The organism is Pedobacter ginsenosidimutans, from assembly GCF_001442625.1.
Classification (GTDB): domain Bacteria; phylum Bacteroidota; class Bacteroidia; order Sphingobacteriales; family Sphingobacteriaceae; genus Pedobacter; species Pedobacter ginsenosidimutans.
Genome location: NZ_LMZQ01000006.1, coordinates 187,102 through 208,727, shown reverse-complemented (window position 1 = coordinate 208,727; position 21,626 = coordinate 187,102). Strand labels below are relative to the sequence as shown.

Annotated in this window: 24 protein-coding genes; 10 read left to right on the top strand and 14 right to left on the bottom strand. The window is 37.4% G+C overall.

From position 1 onward, the window contains the following. The first annotated feature begins 19 nt into the window (after positions 1–19). The 4 genes from ASU31_RS11395 to ASU31_RS11380 all read left to right on the top strand — a co-directional run bounded on the left by ASU31_RS11395 (position 20) and on the right by ASU31_RS11380 (position 3,893). The gene (locus tag ASU31_RS11395) at positions 20–1,237 is read left to right on the top strand and encodes a PQQ-dependent sugar dehydrogenase (RefSeq protein WP_057932442.1); all 1,218 of its coding nucleotides are present in this window, start codon (positions 20–22) and stop codon (positions 1,235–1,237) included. A gap of 688 nt (positions 1,238–1,925) precedes the next feature. Then, positions 1,926–2,843, top strand: coding sequence for a DUF58 domain-containing protein (locus ASU31_RS11390; protein ID WP_057932441.1), 918 nt, complete (start codon positions 1,926–1,928; stop codon positions 2,841–2,843). Between the two features lie 66 nt (positions 2,844–2,909). After that, positions 2,910–3,371, top strand: coding sequence for a redoxin domain-containing protein (locus ASU31_RS11385; protein ID WP_057932440.1), 462 nt, complete (start codon positions 2,910–2,912; stop codon positions 3,369–3,371). Positions 3,372–3,374: 3 nt separating this feature from the next. Then, the gene (locus tag ASU31_RS11380; RefSeq protein WP_057932439.1) at positions 3,375–3,893 is read left to right on the top strand and encodes a DsbA family protein; all 519 of its coding nucleotides are present in this window, start codon (positions 3,375–3,377) and stop codon (positions 3,891–3,893) included. 68 nt (positions 3,894–3,961) lie between these two features. Here ASU31_RS11380 and ASU31_RS11375 read toward each other — a convergent pair whose 3' ends face one another. Further along, positions 3,962–4,414: a hypothetical protein gene (locus ASU31_RS11375; RefSeq protein WP_057932438.1), complete on the bottom strand. Its 453-nt coding sequence runs from the start codon at positions 4,412–4,414 to the stop codon at positions 3,962–3,964. Between the two features lie 260 nt (positions 4,415–4,674). Further along, positions 4,675–5,679: an NADP-dependent oxidoreductase gene (locus ASU31_RS11370; protein ID WP_057932437.1), complete on the bottom strand. Its 1,005-nt coding sequence runs from the start codon at positions 5,677–5,679 to the stop codon at positions 4,675–4,677. Between the two features lie 141 nt (positions 5,680–5,820). Between ASU31_RS11370 and ASU31_RS11365 the strand changes: the two genes are divergently transcribed. Beyond that, complete coding sequence (locus tag ASU31_RS11365) at positions 5,821–6,156, top strand: winged helix-turn-helix transcriptional regulator (RefSeq protein WP_057932436.1); 336 nt, start codon at positions 5,821–5,823, stop codon at positions 6,154–6,156. A gap of 84 nt (positions 6,157–6,240) precedes the next feature. Here the strand turns inward: ASU31_RS11365 and ASU31_RS11360 are convergent, their stop codons facing one another. The 3 genes from ASU31_RS11360 to ASU31_RS11350 all read right to left on the bottom strand — a co-directional run bounded on the left by ASU31_RS11360 (position 6,241) and on the right by ASU31_RS11350 (position 9,252). Beyond that, the gene (locus ASU31_RS11360) at positions 6,241–6,711 is read right to left on the bottom strand and encodes a hypothetical protein (protein ID WP_057932435.1); all 471 of its coding nucleotides are present in this window, start codon (positions 6,709–6,711) and stop codon (positions 6,241–6,243) included. A gap of 132 nt (positions 6,712–6,843) precedes the next feature. Next, a complete protein-coding gene (gene hppD / locus ASU31_RS11355; RefSeq protein ID WP_057932434.1) occupies positions 6,844–7,974 on the bottom strand; it encodes a 4-hydroxyphenylpyruvate dioxygenase in 1,131 nt (376 codons plus the stop codon). A 111-nt stretch (positions 7,975–8,085) separates the two neighbouring features. Next, entirely contained in the window at positions 8,086–9,252 is a 1,167-nt protein-coding gene (locus ASU31_RS11350; protein ID WP_057932433.1) for a homogentisate 1,2-dioxygenase, read from the bottom strand. Positions 9,253–9,534: 282 nt separating this feature from the next. Here ASU31_RS11350 and ASU31_RS11345 point away from each other — a divergent pair, with 282 nt between their 5' ends. The 4 genes from ASU31_RS11345 (at position 9,535) to ASU31_RS11330 (ending at position 12,831) form a co-directional block, all read left to right on the top strand. Further along, a complete protein-coding gene (locus ASU31_RS11345; protein ID WP_057932432.1) occupies positions 9,535–9,990 on the top strand; it encodes a hypothetical protein in 456 nt (151 codons plus the stop codon). 67 nt (positions 9,991–10,057) lie between these two features. Further along, on the top strand, positions 10,058–11,053 hold the full coding sequence (locus tag ASU31_RS11340; protein ID WP_057932431.1) for a fumarylacetoacetate hydrolase family protein: 996 nt from the start codon (positions 10,058–10,060) through the stop codon (positions 11,051–11,053). Between the two features lie 259 nt (positions 11,054–11,312). Beyond that, complete coding sequence (locus tag ASU31_RS11335; RefSeq protein WP_057932430.1) at positions 11,313–12,200, top strand: flavin reductase family protein; 888 nt, start codon at positions 11,313–11,315, stop codon at positions 12,198–12,200. 25 nt (positions 12,201–12,225) lie between these two features. Continuing rightward, positions 12,226–12,831, top strand: a complete 606-nt coding sequence (locus tag ASU31_RS11330; RefSeq protein WP_057932429.1) for a YdeI/OmpD-associated family protein — start codon at positions 12,226–12,228, stop codon at positions 12,829–12,831. Between the two features lies 1 nt (position 12,832). Here ASU31_RS11330 and ASU31_RS11325 read toward each other — a convergent pair whose 3' ends face one another. From ASU31_RS11325 to ASU31_RS11290, 8 genes are all read right to left on the bottom strand, one after another. Then, positions 12,833–13,378 (bottom strand): C40 family peptidase, encoded by a 546-nt coding sequence (locus tag ASU31_RS11325; protein WP_057932428.1) that lies wholly within the window; start codon positions 13,376–13,378, stop codon positions 12,833–12,835. A 116-nt stretch (positions 13,379–13,494) separates the two neighbouring features. Further along, positions 13,495–13,869: a DUF4870 domain-containing protein gene (locus ASU31_RS11320; protein WP_057932427.1), complete on the bottom strand. Its 375-nt coding sequence runs from the start codon at positions 13,867–13,869 to the stop codon at positions 13,495–13,497. A 50-nt stretch (positions 13,870–13,919) separates the two neighbouring features. Continuing rightward, complete coding sequence (locus ASU31_RS11315) at positions 13,920–14,621, bottom strand: SDR family oxidoreductase (protein ID WP_057932426.1); 702 nt, start codon at positions 14,619–14,621, stop codon at positions 13,920–13,922. 178 nt (positions 14,622–14,799) lie between these two features. Continuing rightward, on the bottom strand, positions 14,800–15,180 hold the full coding sequence (locus tag ASU31_RS11310) for a type II toxin-antitoxin system VapC family toxin (RefSeq protein ID WP_057932425.1): 381 nt from the start codon (positions 15,178–15,180) through the stop codon (positions 14,800–14,802). Next, positions 15,158–15,412, bottom strand: a complete 255-nt coding sequence (locus ASU31_RS11305) for a hypothetical protein (protein ID WP_057932424.1) — start codon at positions 15,410–15,412, stop codon at positions 15,158–15,160. The genes ASU31_RS11310 and ASU31_RS11305 overlap by 23 nt, the downstream gene beginning before the upstream one ends. 31 nt (positions 15,413–15,443) lie before the next feature. Then, on the bottom strand, positions 15,444–17,225 hold the full coding sequence (locus tag ASU31_RS11300; RefSeq protein ID WP_057932423.1) for an aromatic amino acid hydroxylase: 1,782 nt from the start codon (positions 17,223–17,225) through the stop codon (positions 15,444–15,446). Between the two features lie 680 nt (positions 17,226–17,905). Then, entirely contained in the window at positions 17,906–18,418 is a 513-nt protein-coding gene (locus ASU31_RS11295) for a GtrA family protein (protein WP_057932422.1), read from the bottom strand. 145 nt (positions 18,419–18,563) lie between these two features. Next, positions 18,564–19,253 carry a CAP domain-containing protein gene (locus tag ASU31_RS11290; RefSeq protein WP_057932421.1) on the bottom strand — a complete coding sequence of 230 codons (690 nt, stop codon included), beginning with the start codon at positions 19,251–19,253 and terminating at the stop codon, positions 18,564–18,566. Positions 19,254–19,391: 138 nt separating this feature from the next. On the opposite strand from ASU31_RS11290, the gene ASU31_RS11285 reads away from it, so the two are divergent. Next, positions 19,392–20,534 (top strand): SH3 domain-containing C40 family peptidase, encoded by a 1,143-nt coding sequence (locus ASU31_RS11285; RefSeq protein WP_167346177.1) that lies wholly within the window; start codon positions 19,392–19,394, stop codon positions 20,532–20,534. Between the two features lie 283 nt (positions 20,535–20,817). Here the strand turns inward: ASU31_RS11285 and ASU31_RS11280 are convergent, their stop codons facing one another. Further along, complete coding sequence (locus tag ASU31_RS11280) at positions 20,818–21,582, bottom strand: SDR family oxidoreductase (RefSeq protein WP_057932419.1); 765 nt, start codon at positions 21,580–21,582, stop codon at positions 20,818–20,820. Positions 21,583–21,626: the final 44 nt, after the last annotated feature.

The window sequence follows — 21,626 nt, the reverse complement described above, 5'->3', positions numbered from 1 at the left end:
TAATAAAAAACTAACAATCATGTCTATTAACCTATTTAACAATAAAACTTTAGGTATTTTATTGGCAGGTTTAACCCTAAACTGTGCAAATATTGCATGTGTATCGGCGCAAAACCCTGTTGAAACGAACGAACCATCAGCAGATTATAAGCCAGCATTTGCCGGGCAGACCCGAATTGCAGGTGTAAAGACCAAAACGCCTTTGGATATTACGATTATTAATGAAAAGTTAGAAAATCCCTGGGCCATTTCAGTTCTTCCAAATGGTGGTTTTTTAATTACACAAAAACAGGGTACAATGGTGATCCTTACTCCTGATGGGAAATTAAGCAAAAAGATAACCGGTTTACCCAAGGTAGACCCATCTGGCCAGGGAGGTTTATTAGATGTAACCTTAGATCCAAACTTTGCTAAAAATAGAATGATTTATTGGGCCTATTCAGAGCCACAGGATAAAGGTGTTTTATTAGCTATTGCTAAAGGGAAATTAGCAGCCAATGAAACTACAATAGAGAACCAGACTATTATTTATCGCGCTACACCAGCTTATGGTGGTAAACTTCAATACGGTTCGAGAATTGTCTTCGATAAGAGTGGTAATTTATTTATAAGTACCGGCGAACGTTCTGGTAACGATATCAGAATTCAGGCGCAGTATTTAAATTCTTCTTTGGGTAAAATTTTACACCTAACTACTGATGGTAAAGCAGTGGCAAATGGTCCATTTGCTGGCAAAGCAGATGCAAAACCAGAAATTTATGCTTATGGATTGCGGAATCCAGATGGTTTAGCCATTAATCCTTTAACCGGAGATTTATGGGAGGCTGAATTTGGCCCTAAAGGTGGCGATGAAGTGAATATCATTAAACCAGGCAAAAACTATGGCTGGCCAATTATTACCTACGGAACAGAATACAGCGGTAAAAAAGTAGGCGATGGTATTCAACAGAAAGAAGGCATGGAGCAGCCTGTTTATTATTGGAATCCAAGTATTTCACCTGGCTGTATTGCGTTTTATAACAGCAATAGCATTGCCGAATGGAAAGGGAATTTATTTGTGGGCGGTTTAGGTGGTTCGCATATTATCCGATTGGTGATAAAAGATAACAAAATTGTTGGTGAAGAGCGATTGCTGGAAGGTAAAGGCGAACGTTTCCGCGATATGGTAGAAGGAAAGGACGGGGCGCTTTATTCTGTAACCGATAATGGCCATTTGTTTAGAATAGCTAAGAAGTAAACTTATTTAAGCTGGAGGATGTATCATAAATATCAATTGTCATCCTGAGCTTGTCGAAGGACCTAGGTAAATACACTTGTATGTGTTTCGACAGGCTCTCCGTAGGAGTCCTTTGGACAACATGACAAAATCTGCCGAGAAATTGTCTTTATGATACAATCTTCTTTAATCCCGAATTCATTTATTGAGTCCGGGATTTTTTGTTTTAAGCTTATTGTTCGTTGTTTTTTGGAAATGTGGGGTTCTGCTTTTCATCGGGGTTTTAAGGGCGAGGCGGTTAAAATTATATGAACTTATTCGGAAAGGTGCTTTAGTAGTGCTTGGGTTTGTTCAGTCCTGCTGTTCACTGTAGCCCTCATACTTCGGGGCTGCCGCTGCCATCAGGTTTAAATTACTTAGGTTTGGTGGTACTTGGGCTGGGTTGCCTTTCTGGCGTTGATTACTCCCCTCCTTGTTTTAAGGAGGAGTGCCCTGCGGGGCGGGGTGGTTAGCGTTAGGGATTGTAAGGGTTCAGTACCGATCCTTCATCGGTACCGGAGCGTAGCGCAGCCCTGGAAAGCCCGCCCCTTGCGTAGCTTGGGGAACGCCCTTATCAGTTAGCAGCTTACGATTATCAGTTTACAGTTAGCTAATTGGCTATTTTTAATCTATAAAGAATTTTTAATAAATCTTTTATTAGCTTTACCCTATGCGGGTTGTAAACTACGAGAACGAAACAAGCTATGGTAATTTAGAATTGCTTGCACAGCAAGTGGTAGAAGGTTTTATTACCGGACTGCATAAAAGCCCATTTCATGGTTTTTCGGTCGAATTTGCAGAGCACCGCCAGTATAATAATGGCGATAATGTAAAAAATATCGACTGGAAATTATACGCCAAAACAGATAAACTTTACAGTAAACGTTTCGAAGAAGAAACCAATTTACGCTGCCAGTTTGTGATTGATGTTTCCTCATCAATGTACTTTCCTGAACCGAAAAATAACAAACTGATTTTCTCCATACAGGCCACTGCATCTTTGATGTACCTGTTGAAGAAACAGCGTGATGCTTTTGGTTTAAGCTTATTTACAGATGAAATACTATTGAATTCACCAGCAAAGTCTACTACCGTACATCAGAAATATTTGTTTACACAGTTAGAAGATCTGTTACATAAACCCAGGGTAAATGCGCAGACTAATTTAAGTGAAGCTTTGCATCAGGTTGCAGAATTGATTCATAAACGCTCATTGGTAATTGTTTTTAGCGATCTTTTTAATACACAAACCAGCACAGATAAAACGGACGAATTTTTTGATGCCTTGCAACATTTAAAATTCAACAAACATGAAGTGGTGGTTTTTAATGTGGTAGATAAATCAAAAGAAGTTGATTTTAATTTTGAGAACCGCCCATACCAGTTTATTGATATGGAAACCGGCGAAACGATTAAAGTACATACCAATCAGGTAAAGGAAAATTATACAGCAGCAGTTTCCTCATATCGACAGCAGATTGCGCTAAAATGCGCCCAATATAAAATTGACTTAATTGATGCCGATATGAACGATGGATTTTACCCTGTCCTTCAGTCTTACTTAATCAAAAGGCAAAAATTAGGCTAAAGTTTGTTGCAAACAACGCAGATTCAGCGTTGTTTAATAAATAATTTAAATTTTAAACTCCCTTATATGTTAGAAAAAGGCGCTACAGCACCAGATTTCGAATTGAATGCTACTCCCGATCAGAAAATAAAACTTAAAGATTTTAAAGGTAAAAATGTTATCCTGGCTTTTTATCCTGCCGATTGGAGCCCCGTATGTAGCGACCAAATGGCACTTTATAATGAAATGCTAAAATATTTTAATAAGTATGATGCACAGATCTTCGGTGTTTCTGTTGATAGTGTTTGGTGTCACCTCGCTTTTGAAGAAAATAGAAAACTGCATTTTCCACTTTTGGCCGATTTTGAACCAAAGGGCGCAGTGTCTAAAGCTTATGGTGTATACGATGAAGAACTTGGTGAAAGCAAAAGGGCACTTTTTGTGATTGATAAAGAAGGGAAAATTGTCTGGAGTTATTTGTCGCCAATAGCCGTTAACCCTGATGCCGACGGAATTTTAGACGCATTGGAGGAATTAAATAAGAAATAAGCTATGAGTACTTTAAAACCTGAAATAAACAATCAGGATCATATTCAAGGCGATGATTCTGCCAGTGTAACCATTGTCGAATTTGGCGATTATCAATGTCCATATTGTGGCAATGCCTACCCGATTATGAAGGAAATTGAAGAAACATTCGGTCATCAGATCAAATTTATCTTCCGTCATTTTCCTTTGGCAAATGCCCATGAGTTTGCTTTTCCGGCTGCCATCGCTGCAGAAGCGGCAGGTTTACAAGGTAAGTTTTGGGAAATGCACGATGCACTCTACGAAAATCAATACCGCTTGAATGGTGAGCTGTTTGACGAATTGGCTGAAACGATTGGTTTAGACCTGGAGCAGTTCCAGCAAGACAGTACCTCAGAAGAGATCAAACGAAAAATAGAAGATGATTTTGACAGTGGTGTACGGAGTGGCGTAAACGGAACACCTTCATTTTATGTAAACGGAACTAAATTTGATGGAGGTGCAACAGATCTTTATCAGATGCTTAAAGAAAGTGCCGAATAGAAGGGAAGACGCAGGATGTAAAGCCAGCTCTTCTGTACCATGTTGCGCAACTTATGCGGAAGGCCTCTTTAGTCGAGTGTGAAGTTAACGTTTATGCTATATTTTATAATCAGGTCTTTGACGATATGGAATTCACAATCGCCTGGGACTAAAAGCTGAGAAATAGTGACTGATTGATTAGGTTTAAGGTTAATCTTCTGCTTTATATTATATGCTTTATCGCAACCTTTAGCCACATAACCATCCAGACAAAAAGAAATATCAGTTATTACTTGTTTGGTTGTGTTTTTAATCGTGATTTTGGCAGATGTACTTGAATCGCTATTGTGTTTATATTTGACTTCTTTCACGTAAACGGTGTTTCGCCTGTTGATGGTATCATTTAATATTGATTTTGATGATTCAGGTTTTTGAAAAGTCGTGATTTTACCCTGCTTTACCTCTTTGTTTATTTCCTGAAATGGCATTTTCAATGCTCCACAACAGATAATCATTAATATTCCTAATTCTTTAGTAAGCATAAATTGAGTTGTTGTGGTTCAATAACCGTAAGTTATTGCTTTTTTTTAAATAAACCTATTGCATAATTTATGCCCTCATGGTGCAGAATTTTGAATAAAAAACCTCATGTATTTTGCAATACATGAGGTATCAGATAAGGGTAACCGGAAAACTAAAAAACTAATTATGAGTTTTTAGAATTTAACAAAATTGAAATCGCTTCGTGTTTTGTTATATCAAAGGTGCACTTCAATTATGAAGTTTTAGTGAAGAATTAAAATCAATAATCTATCGTCATCACCAGTTTCTTTCCTCTGGTTAAATTGTTTTCCATAATGTTATGCGCTTGCTGTACGGTTTTTAGAGAAAAATTGCCCAAAACATTTATTGATGGGGCAGCTAATTTTTCAGCTTCAATCAAGCCAGTGATTTTCCTTAAGGTGTTTCCATACCAGTTCAGATTGTTATCGAGTGTGAAAGCATAATTTGAAATATTGAGCACTGATGCTCCTTTATCAAATAAGGTTTCCCGGGTTTTTTGTGTGCCTAGAAATGTTATATCTGCATATACGCCATTTACTTTAAGCGTATTTGCAGCAATTTCTGCTGATTTATCGCCAACTATATCCACTGCAAAATCGAAATAATGATTGTGATTTGCATTCAATATGATGCTTTCGAGATCTGGATTACGATAATCTATTATTTGTGATTCTTTTAATCCAATGGCTTTAATCGCATCTATACTTTCCAAGCTTCCTGCAATGGTTATAATTTGATCAAGATGCCTGGGTTTTAATAGCCTGATAAGAAAAGATCCTACAGCACCGCTTCCTCCTGTGATGAAAATATGGTCTTTTTTTTTAATATGAAGTCGGCTAAAGGTTTGCCACGCCGTTAAACCAGCAGAAGGGATCGCTGCGGCTTCCTCGAAAGTTATATTTTTTGGTTTCAGCGCCACTCGTTTTTCTGTCAACGTCATGTATTGTGCATAACTGCCATTTGATCCGCCACTGCCTGAGGCAGCGTAAATTTCATCTCCTAACTTAAAATTTTTAACGTTCTCGCCAAGTTCTTCCACTATTCCTGCCAGCTCACGTCCTAAAATAGGAGAATTCATTATGTGGCTTTCCCTCCTTCCTAAACGCATTTGGTAATCAATAGGATTAAAGGCAGTTGCTTTTAATTTGATTAATACCTCATCATTTTTAGGTTTTGGAATAGGATAGTTCTCCAATTTAAAATTTTCTGTATTACCGAATTCTTTTAATGTAATTGCTTTCATAAATATTGTAATTAACTAACGGTTATGATTTAGTCGTGAAAAAATCCAGCGCTCTTTTTCTTAACTTAGTCAAAGTTGAATTTAAAAAACACGGCGTGCAATGGCTTGTTTTATTTGGAGTTACTCAAAAAAATGTGAGTTATGATTAAAGAAAGTTCCTCGAATGCATTAAATAAGGCTTTTTTGCTTAATTCATGCCGTGTAAACGGTGCGTTAGATATTATTTCAGGCAGATGGAAAGCATTGATCCTGATCCATATTTTTGAAGGAATGAACCGCTTCAGCTTGTTGAAAAATGTACTTCCTACTATATCTGATCAGGCTTTAGGCAAACAATTAAAAGAACTGGAAGCAAATAAATTACTGACCAAAGAAATTATTGCCGAGGTTCCAGTTAGGGTAGATTACCATTTGACGGAAAAGGGATTGGCATTAATGCCTATTTTGACCAATCTTTCGGAGTGGTATGATTTATAAATTGATTGCTGGATTTAAAACGGCAAATAAATAAAAAACAAAAAGCCAGAAATTAATTTCCGGCTTTTATAATGATTAAGTTAATTACTTTTTCGAATAGAGGCTTTGCAGGTGCATGAGCGCCACGATCAATTTCTCCTCATCTCCAGCAAGACAATAATATTTAATTCCGTTTTTATCATTGTCAGGTTCATTTTCACGCTTTTCGAAAACAGGATAAATTGATTTAAGGGTTGTACTATTCTGTTCAGGACTAACCTTAAATCCTTTCCAATGCTGTATTTGCGATTTGTTGGTGGTTTCTTCTTTGGCATTGTCTGAACTGGCAAAGGTTTTTCCAACTGTAAAAACCCCGAAATTCATTTCTTCATCAATAGAGAACGAATTTGCTGTAATGGTAAACGTGGTTTCTGTTCCCTTACGTAAAATACGATTGGTTCCACCGATAGCCTTTGCCAGCAATTGATTGATGGTTTTTACAATTTCGGCTTTTGGTTGCGCGAAGCCGCCGAATGATCCAGCCAGTAATAAAACCAGCATTAGTTGTGTTTTCATAATTCTTAAGGTTTAAATATTTGTGTGTATCTAAATTTAAATAATTATTTGATTAAACACATACCGAAAAATGAGTAAATAAAAAGGGCAACCAGATTTACTGATTGCCTTTAATTTATGTTGTTGGTGATACTATAAATTACCTCTCAATTCCTGCTCACGTTCTAACGATTCAAATAAGGCTTTAAAGTTACCAGCGCCAAAACTTTGTGCACCTTTACGCTGAATAATTTCGAAGAAAAGGGTAGGGCGGTCTTCAACTGGTTTAGTGAAAATCTGCAACAGGTATCCCTCTTCATCACAGTCGACTAAAATACCCAGACTTTCTAACAAAGCTATTTCTTCATCAATTTTACCTACGCGTTGTGGCATCATATCGTAATAGGCCTCTGGTGGCGCACTTAAAAACTCCACCCCACGTGCTTTCAGTTCTTTAACCGTTTTAACAATATCTTTCGTGGCAACAGCAATGTGCTGAACGCCTTCGCCTTCATAATATTCCAGGTATTCTTCGATTTGCGATTTCTTTTTGCCTTCGGCAGGTTCATTAATCGGGAATTTCGAATAGCCATTTCCATTACTCATTACCTTACTCATCAAAGCAGAATATTCGGTATTAATCTGCTTATCATCAAAAGATAAGATATTTACGAAGCCCATTACATCCTCATACCATTGTACGGCTTCATTCATGCGGTTCCATCCTACATTACCCACACAATGGTCGATGTATAAAAGACCCGCATCTGCAGGTTGATAATCGCTTTCCCACACACGGTAACCTGGCATAAAGGTTCCGTTATAGTTTTTACGCTCAATAAACATGTGTACTGTTTCTCCATAAGTATAAATGCCACTCATCTTAAGCTCTCCGTTTTCGTCCGTTAAAGTTTGAGGAGCCAGATAGGGTTTTGCGCCACGTTTTGTGGTTTCTTCAAAGGCACTATAGGCATCATCTACCCAAAGGGCCAATACTTTTACCCCATCGCCATGTTTTTTTACATGCTCTGCTATTGGATGCTCTGATTTTAACGCTGTCGTTAAGATCAATCTGATTTTACCCTGTTGCAATACATACGATGAACGGTCACGTACACCAGTTTCTGGTCCGGCATAAGCCAGGCTTTGAAACCCAAATGCAGTTTTGTAGTAGTGAGCCGCTTGTTTAGCGTTGCCTACATAAAATTCTATATAATCTGTTCCGTTAATAGGCAGAAAATCGGGTGCTTTTGATATTTTTTCTGCGAATGTTTGTGTTTCCATTGTTGTTATTATTTTAAATGGTTAACCGCTTAATTGTCTAAATCGGTTAACTATGTGTGTTACTTTAGAAATCTTAAATCCTATAATCCAGAAATCTTAATCATCCTAGCTTTACTCTACGTTAATCTGCCAGCTTTTGTGGTAATTTTCGTCCTCAATATCCAGGGCATCCTGTGTAAGCATTAAAGGTTTAAAAGGATCGATCATTACCGCCAGCTCGTCGGTTTTTTCTTTTCCGATCGATTTTTCTACTGTACCTGGATGTGGGCCGTGTGGAATACCACCAGGGTGTAAGGTAATTTGCCCTTTAACCACACTTTTGCGGCTCATGAAATCACCGTCTACATAGTAAAGCACTTCATCGCTATCTACATTGCTATGGTTGTAAGGTGCAGGAATAGAATCGGGGTGATAATCATATTTGCGGGGAACAAAGGAACAAACCACAAAATTGTGTCCTTCGAAAGTTTGGTGAACCGGAGGTGGTTGATGCAAACGACCTGTTATCGGCTCAAAATCGTGGATAGAGAAAGCGTATGGATAATGATAACCATCCCAGCCTACATAATCAAAAGGGTGCGTACCATACGTATATGGATAAATTAATCCTTGTTTTTTAATCAGAACTTTAAAATCGCCGTATTCATCAAAGGTTTGCAGGTTTTCGGGTAGTCTTAAATCACGCTCACAATACGGTGCGTGTTCCATCAACTGTCCAAACTGATTTAAATATCTTTTTGGCGGCCTTAGCGGACTAAAACTTTCTACAATGAAAAGTCTATTTTGTTCAGTATCAAACTCCATCTGGTAAATGGTTCCCCTCGGGATGATCAGATAATCGCCATAAGCAAACTTAATTTCTCCGAATCCTGTTTTCAATTTTCCAGAACCTTCATGTACAAAGATCATCTCGTCGGCCTGGCTGTTTTTGTAGAAATAATCGGTCATCGATTTTCTCGGCGCTGCCAAAACGATGTGTAGATCGCTATTCACCAAGACAGCTTTTCTACTTTTTAGAAAATCATCTTCAGGTCTGATATTGAAACCGATTAAACTGGTGTGTTTCAGGTGTTTTTCCCGGGCAATTTTTGGCTCAACACTGTAGGCTTCGCCTAAATTTTTTACAATTGTTGGTGGGTGACAATGATAAACCAATGAATATAAACTTGAAAAACCTTCGGTTGATACCAATTCTTCGGCATAAAGATTTCCATCAGGTTTACGAAAAACCGTGTGTCGTTTAGCTGGAATCTGCCCCAATTTATGATAAATAGGCATAATAAAATGATGTTATGGTTAGAAAAGAAAAAATCCTAATGAATTAACAATCAAAACGGTAATGCGTTTCAATTAAAAAAGAAAGGGGGAGTAAAAATTACAGAGAATATTGAGCCATGATCAGCTTGGATAGCATCTTATAGCGACGGGCCGCAATAGCGTCGTTTACTAGATTAATATGTAATGCTTTTAAGATCATGGTTTTAATGGCACCAAGGTAAGTATTTTATTTAAAAGTTGAAATTTTAATTATCTTTAATTACTTACTATATAATCATCCCGATGAAATTTATTTTTACATGCTTAATTTTTTTAGCCTTGAGCTATGCCGCTTTTGCACAACAAAAGGCGAAGTACACCATTAGGGTTATAGACCGAAGTGGAAAAGCAACAAGGGGTTCTTTTTACGCTGCGGCGGATGATGGTTTAACAATTATCAGAAACCGGAAGGATACCATAAAATTAAGTGCCGACAGTATCAGTGCATTATACATTCACCGTAAAGGAATAGCTGCACCGCTAGCCATTGCCGGAGGTTTAACATTTTTTGTATTGGCTGCCAAAAGTGATAAATTGGTCGAGTCGGTAGTGCTTATTGCTGCGGGTGTACCTGTTGGTGTATCTGGTGGAATATTACTTGGTGGATTACTCTCCAACAAAAAACATTACAAAGCGCTTCAGGCAAAAGATTTTCCTTTAATTAAATCAAACCTTCAGAAATATACCGTATTAAAATAATAACGCTTAAGTTTTATTTTGAATGGCCTAATTTCTTAGCTTTACCGCGTATTTAACCAAATCATATATGAAACTAGTATCTTATAAAACCGAAGACAGGGAGCATCTTGGTATATTTATCAACGGACATATTTATAACTTAAATAGTTGCGATAAATTGCTTCCAGATAATATGAGTACGTTTTTGCAAGGTGGCGAAGTGTTAATGGAAAGAGCAAAAAGGATAGACGATCAGATAAAAGATGGTAGTTTAGCTGCTAAAGAAGAAATTTTTTATGAGATTTTAGCACCTGTTCCGCATCCTACCAGTTGTCGTGATGGATACGCTTTCAGACAGCATGTTGCTGCGGCGCGTAGAAACAGAAAGGTTGATATGATCCCTCAGTTTGATGAATATCCGATCTTTTATTTCACCAATCACAACGCTATTCAAGGTACTGGTGAGATTGAATGTATGCCAGATCATTTTGACAAACTCGATTTCGAATTAGAGGTTGCGATTGTTATTGGTAAAAAAGGTAGAAATATTAAAGCTGCTGAGGCTGATGAATACATTGCCGGTTATATGGTAATGAACGATATGAGTGCCCGTACTTTGCAGATGGAAGAGATGTTATTGAACTTAGGCCCGGCCAAAGGAAAAGATTTTTCTACCGTAATTGGCCCATGGTTGGTAACGCCTGATGAATTATTGCAATATAAAGTTGCACCTAAAGAAGGGCATGTTGGTAATGCTTACGATCTTAAAATGACCTGCAGAGTAAATGGCACTGAAGTTTCGAAAGGAAATGCTGCTGATATGGACTGGACTTTTGCCGAAATTATAGAACGCTGTGCTTACGGTGTAGATATCCTTCCGGGGGATGTAATTGGTTCAGGAACAGTGGGTACTGGTTGTTTCTTAGAATTAAACGGGACTGGTTTACTTAACGATCCAAATTATAAAGTACAGTGGTTACAGCCAGGTGATGTTGTAGAGATGGAAATTACAGGGCTTGGTGCTTTAACCAATACGATTACTAAAGCAGACACCGATTTTTCGATTTTGGCGTTGAAGAAATAAAAAGGTTCTTTAGCGTTTTTGTTTAATCATCCGCGCTTGAATAATTTGGTACTAATTCTGAATTCATTTCATGATCTTTTTTCTATTACATGTTATCAATGATAAAATGTAATAGAAAAGTCGTCATCTCGACTGAAGCGCAGCGTAATGGAGAGATCTATGATAGATTTCTCGACTACGTTTCTCTCCGCTCGAAATGACGGCCGTTTTAAGGTTTTAATCTCCATTTAATCCTTGCAAATAGTAAACTTAACTACCTGTGCTAACTTTAAACACCTCCGATTTAACCCCCATAGAGCTGCAAAATTATTTGCAATATGCTATCGCTCCGCGGCCGATCTGCTTTGCTTCAACTATCGATGCCGAAGGGAATATTAATTTAAGCCCCTTCAGTTTCTTTAATATGTTTAGTACAAATCCGCCTATCTGTATTTTTTCCCCGTCAAGAAGGGTGCGTGATAATACCACCAAACATAGCTTGGAAAATGTACTGCAGGTTAAAGAATGCGTCATCAATATTGTAAACTATGATATGGTGCAGCAAATGAGTCTGGCTAGTACCGAATACGCGAAAGGCGTAAACGAATTCGAGAAAGCGGGATTTACCATGTTGAAATCTGATCTGGTTCGGCCACCAAGAGTTGCCGAAGCACCAGTACAGTTTGAATGTGTTGTAAATGAGGTAATTTCATTAGGCGATCATCATGGTGCAGGAAATCTCGTGCTGGCTGAAATAAAAGTGATTCATATTAATGAAGCTATTTTAGATGAAAATGGTAGGATTGATCAACATAAAATCGATCTTGTAGCACGTTTAGGTGGCGATTGGTACTGTAGGGTTACGAATGACAATTTATTCAAAGTAGCTAAACCCCTCGCTAAATTGGGCATCGGTGTAGACCGGTTACCACATTCGGTCCGTTTTTCTAAAGTATTATCGGGAAATGACCTGGGAATGCTGGGAAACGTTGAACATTTACCCAGCGACGAAGAAATCGACCTGATCAGTACCCATATAGAAGTAAAAGAAGTGCTCGATGCTACCATAGGTGATATAACCAACCGCGAGAGAGAACTGCACGAACTGGCAAAAAAGTTTCTTCATAACGGAGCGGTAGAACTTGCTTTAAAGGTTGTTTTGCTTTAAATTTATTAAGGTAATTTTTTAAACTATGCATACAATTGTTCAGGTAGATCAGTACATCATTAATTCGACAGAATTTGCGATTCCTATTTTAGATCATTTAAGGAATCTGGTTCATAAAGCCGATGCACGGATTGAAGAAAAAATGAAGTGGAGTATGCCATTCTTTGATTTCAAAGGTACGGTTTGTCATATGGCATCTTTTAAACACCACTGTGCCTTCGGTTTTTGGAAAGGATCGTTAATGCAAGACGAGTACGGCATTTTTAAAGAACGTTCTGAAGCGATGGGCTTGTTAGGGAAAATAACATCTTTGGAAGATTTACCTTCAGATGAGATCCTGATTGCCTACATACAACAGGCCATTAAATTAAATGAGGATGATGTAAAATTGCCTTCAAAACCAAAATCTACAGCGCAGAAAGAACTGATTATTCCCGAATATTTGATCGAAGCATTAAAAGATGATCCTAAAGCCCTAGCCGTATTTCAGAATTTTAGTTTATCCAATAAAAAGGAGTATGTAATGTGGCTTGAGGAAGCTAAAACAGAGGCAACTAAACAAAAAAGGCTGGATACCACACTGGAATGGCTCGCAGAAGGTAAAACAAGAATGTGGAAATATAAAAAGTAAGTTATATAATACTTACAATTTTCATGAAACGAGCTTTATAATGACCATCAAGATCAGTAATGGTTACCTGATGCACTTTACCCGATGAGGCATGGATAAATTTAATGCCGTTTTCATCGATAGAATAAACGATCCCAACATGACCGATTCTTCTTATTCTTGAATTACTGCCTGTAAAAATCAATACATCACCTACTTTTGCGTTTTCCAAGGTGGTTTCCTTACCCGCATAGCTAAACTCTCGTGAAGAGCGCGGAACCTTAAAACCAAAATTGCTGAATACATAACTTACAAAGCCAGAGCAATCGAAACCAACTTTAGGATTACTTGTTGCATAACGATAGGGGATACCTAACATGCTTTTAGCGAAATCGATTAAACTTTCAGATTGCTTAGCCGAAGAATTGTTTGATGGCTTATCCTCTTTAGGGAGGCTGGCAACGAGCTTTTTAACTAACTCCTGGTACTGAGCCGGGATGATGGTTTGGGCTTTTCCTGCCGTGGCAGACAAAATGAAAAACGCAATCGGGACTATTATTTTCTTCATATGTAGGAACCAAAGATATAAAAAATATCTAAAGTCGATTAAAATGTTGAAAATGAGTGCAAATAAAAAAGTCCAAACAATATGCCTGGACTTCTGATTAAAATATTTGTTTTCGATTAAATACTTGGGAACATGGTTTGTGCTCTTTCACCAATTAATGGAATAGGTTTTTTTTCTCCCTGGATTGCAGCAATTAATCCGATAATCCACAATACAAATAATCCAATTTGAACAATCCGGAGTATATAAACCGCATCTAAAAAGCCAGTTGCAAAAATTAAAGGGATTAAAAATAAGCTTAAACCCCAGCTCAAAACTGTTGATGCCAGATGGAATAGAAGCGTCTGTTTTAAATGATATCTACTCAATTCTGTTTGATTATCTTTGTACATGGCGAAATAGGCAATTAACCATCCAATAAACCAAAAATAGCTTACTATTGCTGCATTTTTTCCATTGTCGGCTGTTTTAAAAGGTGAGTTTGTTTCCATAGGTTTTTAGTTTTTCGATTTAGCACGTAAATTACTAAATAATATGGATATTACGGTGTGGTAACAGCAACAGGTAAAATCTTTCCATTAAAGAATTTATGTCCGGTTTTAGCAAAATCGGTAACATATTTCCCCATTTCGAAAGCCATAACCGGGCTTTGGTAACCAGGAAAAGCAGCTTCTAGCATTTCCGTTTGTGCCGATCCTAATGCAAGACAATTGATTTTGATTCCTGTTTCAGCCAATTCGAACGCCAAACATTCAGTTAGGGTATGCAGCGCCGCTTTACTCGCAGAGTAAGCCGAAAGCCCTGGGAATTTAATGCTTCCCTGAAAACCACCCATGCTGCCGATGTTTACAATGTGGCTTCCGCTTTTCATCAGAGGCAAAATATGTTGAATCATCCTGAAATGTGAAATCACATTGCTCTGTAACATTTCGCCCAGATCAGTTTCTGTAGTTTCTAAAAAGGGTTTATTAATTAAAGCGCCTGCATTGTTAATTAAGATGTCAACAGATCCTAATCGTTCCTTTAAAAATGGAACTAATGCGGCATAATCATCATTTACAATATCAAATTCTACTGGTAAAAGTGTACAGTCTGGATTAATGCCTTTAGCAATTTCTAAGAGTTTACGCAGTTTATCTGCAGATCGGGCAATGGCTACAATTTTGTTCTCTTTCTGTAAGCTAAACTCTAAAGCAGTTTCGAAACCGATTCCACTACTTGCACCTGTAATTATAATGTTCATTAAAAAAAGTTAAAAATTGTTGTAAAGTTAAAAGGTTGAAATGTTTTGGACCTGATGAAATCAAAGTTAGGAAAAAAAGAGTAAGTCAACTAGAACCTTGTTTGGCGACAAGGATTAGAAAATAGCGATTACATCCCTTGATTTACGCATTATATTGCCAACGATGGTGATAGTAATTTTATGAATTTAAGGGATTAAAAAGTTCAACACTACCATTTAGCTTTTCAAAATCTGATATATTATTGGTTAAGAGTTTTCCATTCATTACCTGAGCTGTAGCATAAATAATAGCATCGGGCAGTTTTATCCTATTGTTTTTTCTTATCGAAATGGTCATATTTACCACAGCATCATTTAAAGGTACAACGTTTAAAGAATCTATTAGATCGCTAATGTAGTTTTCTTCAAGGTTGCTATTAAATGCATACCCAAGTAATTCCATTTTTGAAATTATGGAAATAGAATACATGATATTTTCTGTAAATACTTTTTCGGGAGCTAAAAGTTTTTTAGATAAATAGATAACAATATTCGTATCAAATATTACGTTCCCACTCATCTCTTAAATCACTTTGCCATTTAGACGGATCTTTAATGTCTTTAAACATTATGTTGCCTTCAGTATTATCAATTGCCTTTTTTAATTTCTGGTATGATCCTTTTGGCTCTTCCACTATATTTGGCTGATTGTTTTTTATATCAACATCTTCTACAAAAGATAATGCCTTAAGCATCTTTTCGAGAAGCGCAGCATTTTGTTCGTTATCTACTTGTACTGTTATGGTTGTCATAAAGTAAAGTTAATGAAATTAAAGAGATAAATCAATCCTCCACAATCAGTTGACTCACCGGGTTTTTAATTACATGTAAGCCATCGCTGATCAATTTCGTATGATCAAGCTCCCTGCCAGCTTTTATTTCCAGATAAACCTGAATCTCTTTTTCCAGCTGATGATAAATCTTTTTATGGTAAATAATTTCCAGAATTTCCAATGCACAAAGCCAATCCTGCCTATGATTCGATTTTAGTTGTGCAAAGATTTCGGCAAGCTTATCCAAACCTTCGCTACTTTCTCTAATTTCTCTAACCGTTTGGTATAAACGGTGTAGTTTTAAAGTCTTATTATCATAAGTAATCTGATGTGTTTTCTCGTTACTAATTAACGTAATCTCTTCGTAAGCGTCTTTATCGGCAGCTCCATTAAAAACTGAAACAATGGCTTCGCCTATGGCCATATCATAAATGCCCCATTCGGGTTTAAACAAGATATTTCCATTACTTTCTGTAACCGTACAGTCTTTAAAGGCAATTAAAAGAAGCTTGTTGCTTTCGGTAATAATATTGTTAACTACACCAATTATTTTAATGCCGCTTTCAAATACAAGTTCAGTTTTTTCACCTGTAATTATCCCTATAGCCTGTAATTCAGCTAAGCTATAATCTTCCAGTGCTTTTACGGAACCTTTTAACCGACCAACTGGCGACGAAAAACCATCAGCGTGGTAATCTTTTCCGTGGCCTTTTAATTGTTTTCCGTTAAATGCCAATGCCGAAGGCCCCGTGGTTTTAATAAAGGTTACTTCGTCTTTTGTGCCAACACCAATGTCGGTAAATACACCGCTTACCTGTAAGCCCGAACTATAAACTGCTGTGGCTACATTTTTACAGGCAATTGCTTTCATAACGCTTTCTGTGCCACCTTTTCTAAAGGCCATGGTATTGGCAAAGGTTTCCAAAACATCAATAAGATTTTGGAATGTTTCGGTTACAAAAAGTTGCGGTTGTGGCTTGGTAATATCGTAAGCGTAATTAATCGTATCGATGTTGTACCAAAGTTTCTCAACATCATTTTGCATACAGGTTGCACTTTCACCAATAGAAGAAAGCAAACCGGCACCATAAATTTTTGGGTTTTCTAAAGTGCCAATTAAACCATACTCAACTGTCCACCAGTGTAGGCGACCAAGCAAAGCCATTTCAGAAGGTTCGCCCATGTTTTCGCTTATATATCGCAGCTCTTTTTCTGCCTTGGCAATCTGAAACTCATCTGCATCTACGGCTTCCTTCAAAATCGATAGTTTCCTAATGGCCTCGTAAAGTTCAAAATCTTTAGCCGAAAACATGGCTTTTGCACCAATCGAACCAAAATAACTTAAATAATTATTGTAATCTGTATCGGCAATAATAGGTGCGTGGCCAGCACTTTCGTGTATAATATCTGGTGCAGGTGTATATTCAATGTGATTAATCTGGCGGATATCAGCAGCAATTACCAGTACACGGTAGGCCTGATATTCCATAAAAGCAGCTGGTGGAATAAAGCCATCAACAGTTACGGCACCCCAACCAATCTTGCCCAGGTTATCGTTCATGGTTTGCAGATCGGGAATGTGTTCGATACTTAAACCCGCTCGTTGTAAGCCTTTTATGTAAGGGTAGTAAGCAACATTTTTAAGATAGCTGTAATTTTGACGCATCACGTAACGCCACACTGCTTGATCGATCGGTGTGTATTTTTCGTAATTCTGGTCAACAATAAATTGCTTTAAATGATTGGGCAATTTTGTTACCTGCGCATTATTAAAATCATTAAAATGGCTCATGGTTAATCTGAAAATAAGTTGGTCGGCAGCTAAGTTATGATGTTGTTTTTATCTTATCAAGAAAGTGGTTGGATAAATTAACAGGTGAAAGTAATAAAGGTTTTGGGTAGTAAAAAGGATAAGCTGATGATTGGGAAAGGTGCTGTCATATTTCATCGGCGGGGTTCTGTCGGGCTGTGCACTATATCTTTTGCTACCCTTCGACTCCGCTCAGGGTAGCCGCAAAAGGATAACGCTCCCATCCCGTTTATTCACAAGAGCTTGTGCTGATGAACCTTGTTTTTCCTGCATTTTGCTAAAGAACGAAAATAGGAGCAATGCTGTGGCCACCTAAACCTGACTGAGCGGAAAGCCCGTAAACCGAGGAACGAGGTGCGGACTTATAGCGAAGGCAGGACTAAAGAACCTGAAGTGCTTGTGGAACTGCTTTCCAAAAATAGATAAGATTAAAAGCAATTTATAACAGATCCAGTAGAAAGTCTCATCTCGACTGAAGCACCGCGTAGTGTTCCAAAGGAACTCCTTCGGAGGAGAGATCTTTAAACTATGTTATTGAAATCAAATTTAAAGATTTAGCTTCGCTGAGCTTCGGGTTCTCCACTACAGTCGAAATGACGATACTTCTGATCGACTCAGCTCTTTTTATCAGTACCTCCATGACAAACAATTACTGAAGGTTATTAATGCTTCTTCTCCTCCTTTTTACTCCCGATTTTTTTAACGCTAAACGTAAAGTAGTGTTGATACAGGTAACTGAAAAGTGCCATTAAAACAGATACCAGTATTCTCGAGAGCATCGCCAAAGTTGGATAATCTCTTAAAAGTTCCAACAAAAACTTCAATAAAACATAATTAGCCAGTATGTTAATGAATTGAAGATTTAAAAACCTAAAAAGCTGAACCCTGCCTTTTAATTCGCTATGGGTAAATATAACATACTTATTAAGCAAAAAACTGGTTGGGATGGCAATGGTATAATCGATCAATAGTGATGCGGTTTCTCTCTGAAGTACAATTACCCCAAAATCTACTTCTTCGGTTTTAAAAATGAAAAAGTAAGCAAAATAATAACTTAAGATGCCCAACAATAAAGTACCGCCACCAGTGGCCAGATACCTGAAATTATGTAAGGAAATGAATTTTTTAAAAGGCGGGTAAAAAAAATCTATTACGGCTAAAATTGCTGTACGCATTGAAAAAATATTAAAAGTTTCTAGGCCGAAATATTAACAACCAGTTTATCTCATATAAGTTTAAGGCGTAAAGGTAATTTTTTATATAGAATTTTGAAGAAACAAAAAATATCGGGATTTAATTGCTTTGGAGAAATTATACATTTTACTCGTTATTGGAGTAATATGCAGGTTGCGCAACAAAATCGATTACAGCACACCAGGTATAAGAGGGGTGGGGCTGTATGCTTACGCCAACGGTATTGAGCTTGTATTTTTGATCGAGTAAATTAAAACGATGGCCGAGGGAAGGTACACCACAATCTAACAACAAATGGCAAACAATATCTAAACTGTTCGAATAACCGAAATCGATATTTTCGCTCATGGCCTTGTTGGGGAAATATCTGGATAACCGCTTCGAAAATTTATCTCCGTTACTGCTTTCATGTGTATCGAGATTATTCCTGTTTAAATCCTGTGCATGGCTCCGGCTTAAAGATGTTAATTTATCATCAGGATAAAATAGCTGCAGGTTTTTTACGCCACGTAAATGTTTAAGTAAAGAAGTGTAGTAAGAATTGTTTCTGGTAATCCGGAGTTCATTGTAATTTCTATACTTCCGTACTTTAGCATTGTAATTATTGATGTAGTCTTCTAAAAACGTATAATAAAACTTTTCGCCATCAATGCGGATCAGGTTCATGTACATCACAATGTTTTTTTCTTCGTTACTTAAATAAGAAGCATTTGCTGCGGTATTGGCTTTGCGGAATTCGGCATCAGTCCATTTTTGAGCATTAACCTGGCTGGAAAAAATGAAGAGCAAAAGGGTAGGTAGAAGTATTTTAAACATAGGATGATTTTCATGGATAACGTCTTTTAATTTTTTTTATTTCTCGTCTTTTAAAATAATATCGCGTAAGCAATTAGTTACAGCCTTTACCTGATAAGGCAATATGAATATTCGTAATTTTAGTTTTAGAAAACGATGATGAAAAGAATATTAATATTGGGTTGTTTATTAAACTTTGCGGTTTCTTTAAAGGCGCAGGTTGATACGGCAGCAATTAGAACAGTTTCGAATCAGATAAAGAAAGAATTTGCCCCGGATAAACGGTCTGTTTATTTTAATATTCAGTTTAAAGGAGATACTGTTTTTGCAGAAAGTACCTCGGCGCAAGTGCTCGAGGCACTAAATAACCAAAGTAAAGATTTTAAGGGGTTCGTTAAAATAAATACACTCCTTCCTTCAAATAAACTGGCAGGAATGGAATATGGATTAGCCAATCTTTCGGTCTGTAACAATAGGGCAGCCCCTCAAAATGCAGCAGAGATGATGACGCAGATGATTTTGGGCACACCTGTGCAAGTATTAAAGAAACAAGGCGGTTATTATCTGGTACGCACACCCGATGGTTACTTATCATGGACTGATGCTACCGCTGTAAGTATAATGGATAAGACAGCTTTTGAAGAATGGAAAAAATCAAAACGGATTATTTTTACTTCCGATTTTGGTCATGCTTTTAGCAAAGCAGATATGAATTCCTTCCGCGTTTCCGATTTAGTAAATGGCAATATCTTAGTATTAACTGGCGAAGAAAAAGCTTATTATCAGGTTCTTTTTCCTGATAAACGTATAGGCTACATTAAAAAATCTGATGCAAAGTTGTTTTCAAGCTGGATAAAAAGGCCTAATCCAAGTGCTGAAGCTATTTTGGCTACAGCAAAAACATTAATTGGCGTGCCCTATCTTTGGGGTGGTACATCGATTAAAGGTGTAGATTGTAGTGGTTTTACCAAAACAAGCTATTTCCTGAATGGAATTATTATTCCTCGAGATGCCTCGCAACAAGCTTTGGTTGGAGCAGACATACCTGTTTTAGAAGGAGATTCAATTAGTCTCACTAAGTGCCTTAAAAATTTAAAAGCTGGCGATCTATTGTTTTTTGCCGCAGCAAAATTGAAAGAAACATCTGGAGGAAAAATAACACATACTGCTATTTATATGGGCAATGGCGAGTTTATTCAGTCAGCTGGAATGGTTAGGATTAACAGTTTGAAACCAGATGCAGCTAACTTTGATGAACGTGAAAGCAAAACCCTTGTTAGTGCTAAACGTTTTCTGAACTAGATCGGTACTCCCGAAATTACAAGGGTAAATCGACATACCTGGTATGGAGCCTCAGCTTATTAACGGTTGGGTTGAGGCAGTGCTATTCAATAAATTATATCATAAAGATGATTTCACACCAGATAATGTCATGTTCTCCAAAGGACTCCTACGGAGAGCCTGTCGAAACACCTAAAAGCGTATTTAATAGGCCCTTCGACAAGCTCAGGATGACAAATCTATATTTATGATATAGCCTCAAGCTGAAACAGAAGCCGTGGTTACAAACTTAAATAGGATGGGGCTACAAAAACATACCGCCCGATGCTTCAATGCGTTGTGCATTAATCCATCTGGCATCTTCAGTACATAAAAAGGCCACAACTCCACCAATATCATCAGGCAAACCTACCCGGCCTAAGGCTGTATTCGAGGCAATTCCTGCATTTAATTGATCGTTATCGCGCACTACACCACCACCAAAATCGGTTTCTATGGCTCCCGGTGCAACAATGTTTGATCTAATGCCCCTTGCACCTAATTCTTTGGCCTGATATTTTGTTAAGGTTTCCATTGCACCTTTCATCGATGCATAAGCTGCATAGCCAGGGGTGGCAAAACGTGCCAAACCAGTAGAAAGATTAATAATCCCACTGCCATCATTTAATAACGTTAAAGCCTTTTGGGTTAAAAAGAAAGCTCCTTTATAGTGGATGTTTACCAAAGTATCAAATTGCTCTTCGGTAGTTTCGGCAAAAGATGCATGAATGCCGATTCCTGCATTATTCACTAAAAAATCGAATTTTTCGGCATTAAAAACAGATTTTAATACAGCTTTAACTGCTACGAAAAAAGCATCGAAAGTTTTGGTGTCGGCTACATTTAGCTGTAGCGCTGCTGCCTGTACACCAAGTTGTTTTATTTCGTTAACAGTATCTTCGGCTTCTTCTTTTTTGGATTGGTAAGTAACAATTACACCAATTCCTTTTGCTGCAATTTTTAAAGCAGCATTTTTTCCTAATCCGCGGCTACCACCGGTTATTAGCGCAATTTTATTTTGTGTTTCCATTTTCTTTTAATTTGTTAAACAAAGTTAGATGGAAACCTGCTGAA

Excerpts from the sequence above, each read along its gene's own strand:
- ASU31_RS11300 (WP_057932423.1), bottom strand. The coding sequence starts at position 17,225 with ATGAGCCATTTTAATGATTTTAATAATGCGCAGGTAACAAAATTGCCC.
- ASU31_RS11350 (WP_057932433.1), bottom strand. The coding sequence starts at position 9,252 with ATGCCTATTTATCATAAATTGGGGCAGATTCCAGCTAAACGACACACG.
- ASU31_RS11395 (WP_057932442.1), top strand. The coding sequence starts at position 20 with ATGTCTATTAACCTATTTAACAATAAAACTTTAGGTATTTTATTGGCA.
- ASU31_RS11330 (WP_057932429.1), top strand. The coding sequence starts at position 12,226 with ATGCATACAATTGTTCAGGTAGATCAGTACATCATTAATTCGACAGAA.
- ASU31_RS11340 (WP_057932431.1), top strand. The coding sequence starts at position 10,058 with ATGAAACTAGTATCTTATAAAACCGAAGACAGGGAGCATCTTGGTATA.
- ASU31_RS11305 (WP_057932424.1), bottom strand. The coding sequence starts at position 15,412 with ATGACAACCATAACAGTACAAGTAGATAACGAACAAAATGCTGCGCTT.
- ASU31_RS11380 (WP_057932439.1), top strand. The coding sequence starts at position 3,375 with ATGAGTACTTTAAAACCTGAAATAAACAATCAGGATCATATTCAAGGC.
- ASU31_RS11285 (WP_167346177.1), top strand. The coding sequence starts at position 19,392 with ATGAAAAGAATATTAATATTGGGTTGTTTATTAAACTTTGCGGTTTCT.
- ASU31_RS11370 (WP_057932437.1), bottom strand. The coding sequence starts at position 5,679 with ATGAAAGCAATTACATTAAAAGAATTCGGTAATACAGAAAATTTTAAA.
- ASU31_RS11315 (WP_057932426.1), bottom strand. The coding sequence starts at position 14,621 with ATGAACATTATAATTACAGGTGCAAGTAGTGGAATCGGTTTCGAAACT.
- ASU31_RS11320 (WP_057932427.1), bottom strand. The coding sequence starts at position 13,869 with ATGGAAACAAACTCACCTTTTAAAACAGCCGACAATGGAAAAAATGCA.
- ASU31_RS11375 (WP_057932438.1), bottom strand. The coding sequence starts at position 4,414 with ATGCTTACTAAAGAATTAGGAATATTAATGATTATCTGTTGTGGAGCA.
- ASU31_RS11365 (WP_057932436.1), top strand. The coding sequence starts at position 5,821 with ATGATTAAAGAAAGTTCCTCGAATGCATTAAATAAGGCTTTTTTGCTT.
- ASU31_RS11295 (WP_057932422.1), bottom strand. The coding sequence starts at position 18,418 with ATGCGTACAGCAATTTTAGCCGTAATAGATTTTTTTTACCCGCCTTTT.
- ASU31_RS11385 (WP_057932440.1), top strand. The coding sequence starts at position 2,910 with ATGTTAGAAAAAGGCGCTACAGCACCAGATTTCGAATTGAATGCTACT.
- ASU31_RS11290 (WP_057932421.1), bottom strand. The coding sequence starts at position 19,253 with ATGTTTAAAATACTTCTACCTACCCTTTTGCTCTTCATTTTTTCCAGC.
- ASU31_RS11345 (WP_057932432.1), top strand. The coding sequence starts at position 9,535 with ATGAAATTTATTTTTACATGCTTAATTTTTTTAGCCTTGAGCTATGCC.
- ASU31_RS11390 (WP_057932441.1), top strand. The coding sequence starts at position 1,926 with ATGCGGGTTGTAAACTACGAGAACGAAACAAGCTATGGTAATTTAGAA.
- ASU31_RS11360 (WP_057932435.1), bottom strand. The coding sequence starts at position 6,711 with ATGAAAACACAACTAATGCTGGTTTTATTACTGGCTGGATCATTCGGC.
- ASU31_RS11310 (WP_057932425.1), bottom strand. The coding sequence starts at position 15,180 with ATGAGTGGGAACGTAATATTTGATACGAATATTGTTATCTATTTATCT.
- ASU31_RS11280 (WP_057932419.1), bottom strand. The coding sequence starts at position 21,582 with ATGGAAACACAAAATAAAATTGCGCTAATAACCGGTGGTAGCCGCGGA.
- ASU31_RS11325 (WP_057932428.1), bottom strand. The coding sequence starts at position 13,378 with ATGAAGAAAATAATAGTCCCGATTGCGTTTTTCATTTTGTCTGCCACG.
- hppD (WP_057932434.1), bottom strand. The coding sequence starts at position 7,974 with ATGGAAACACAAACATTCGCAGAAAAAATATCAAAAGCACCCGATTTT.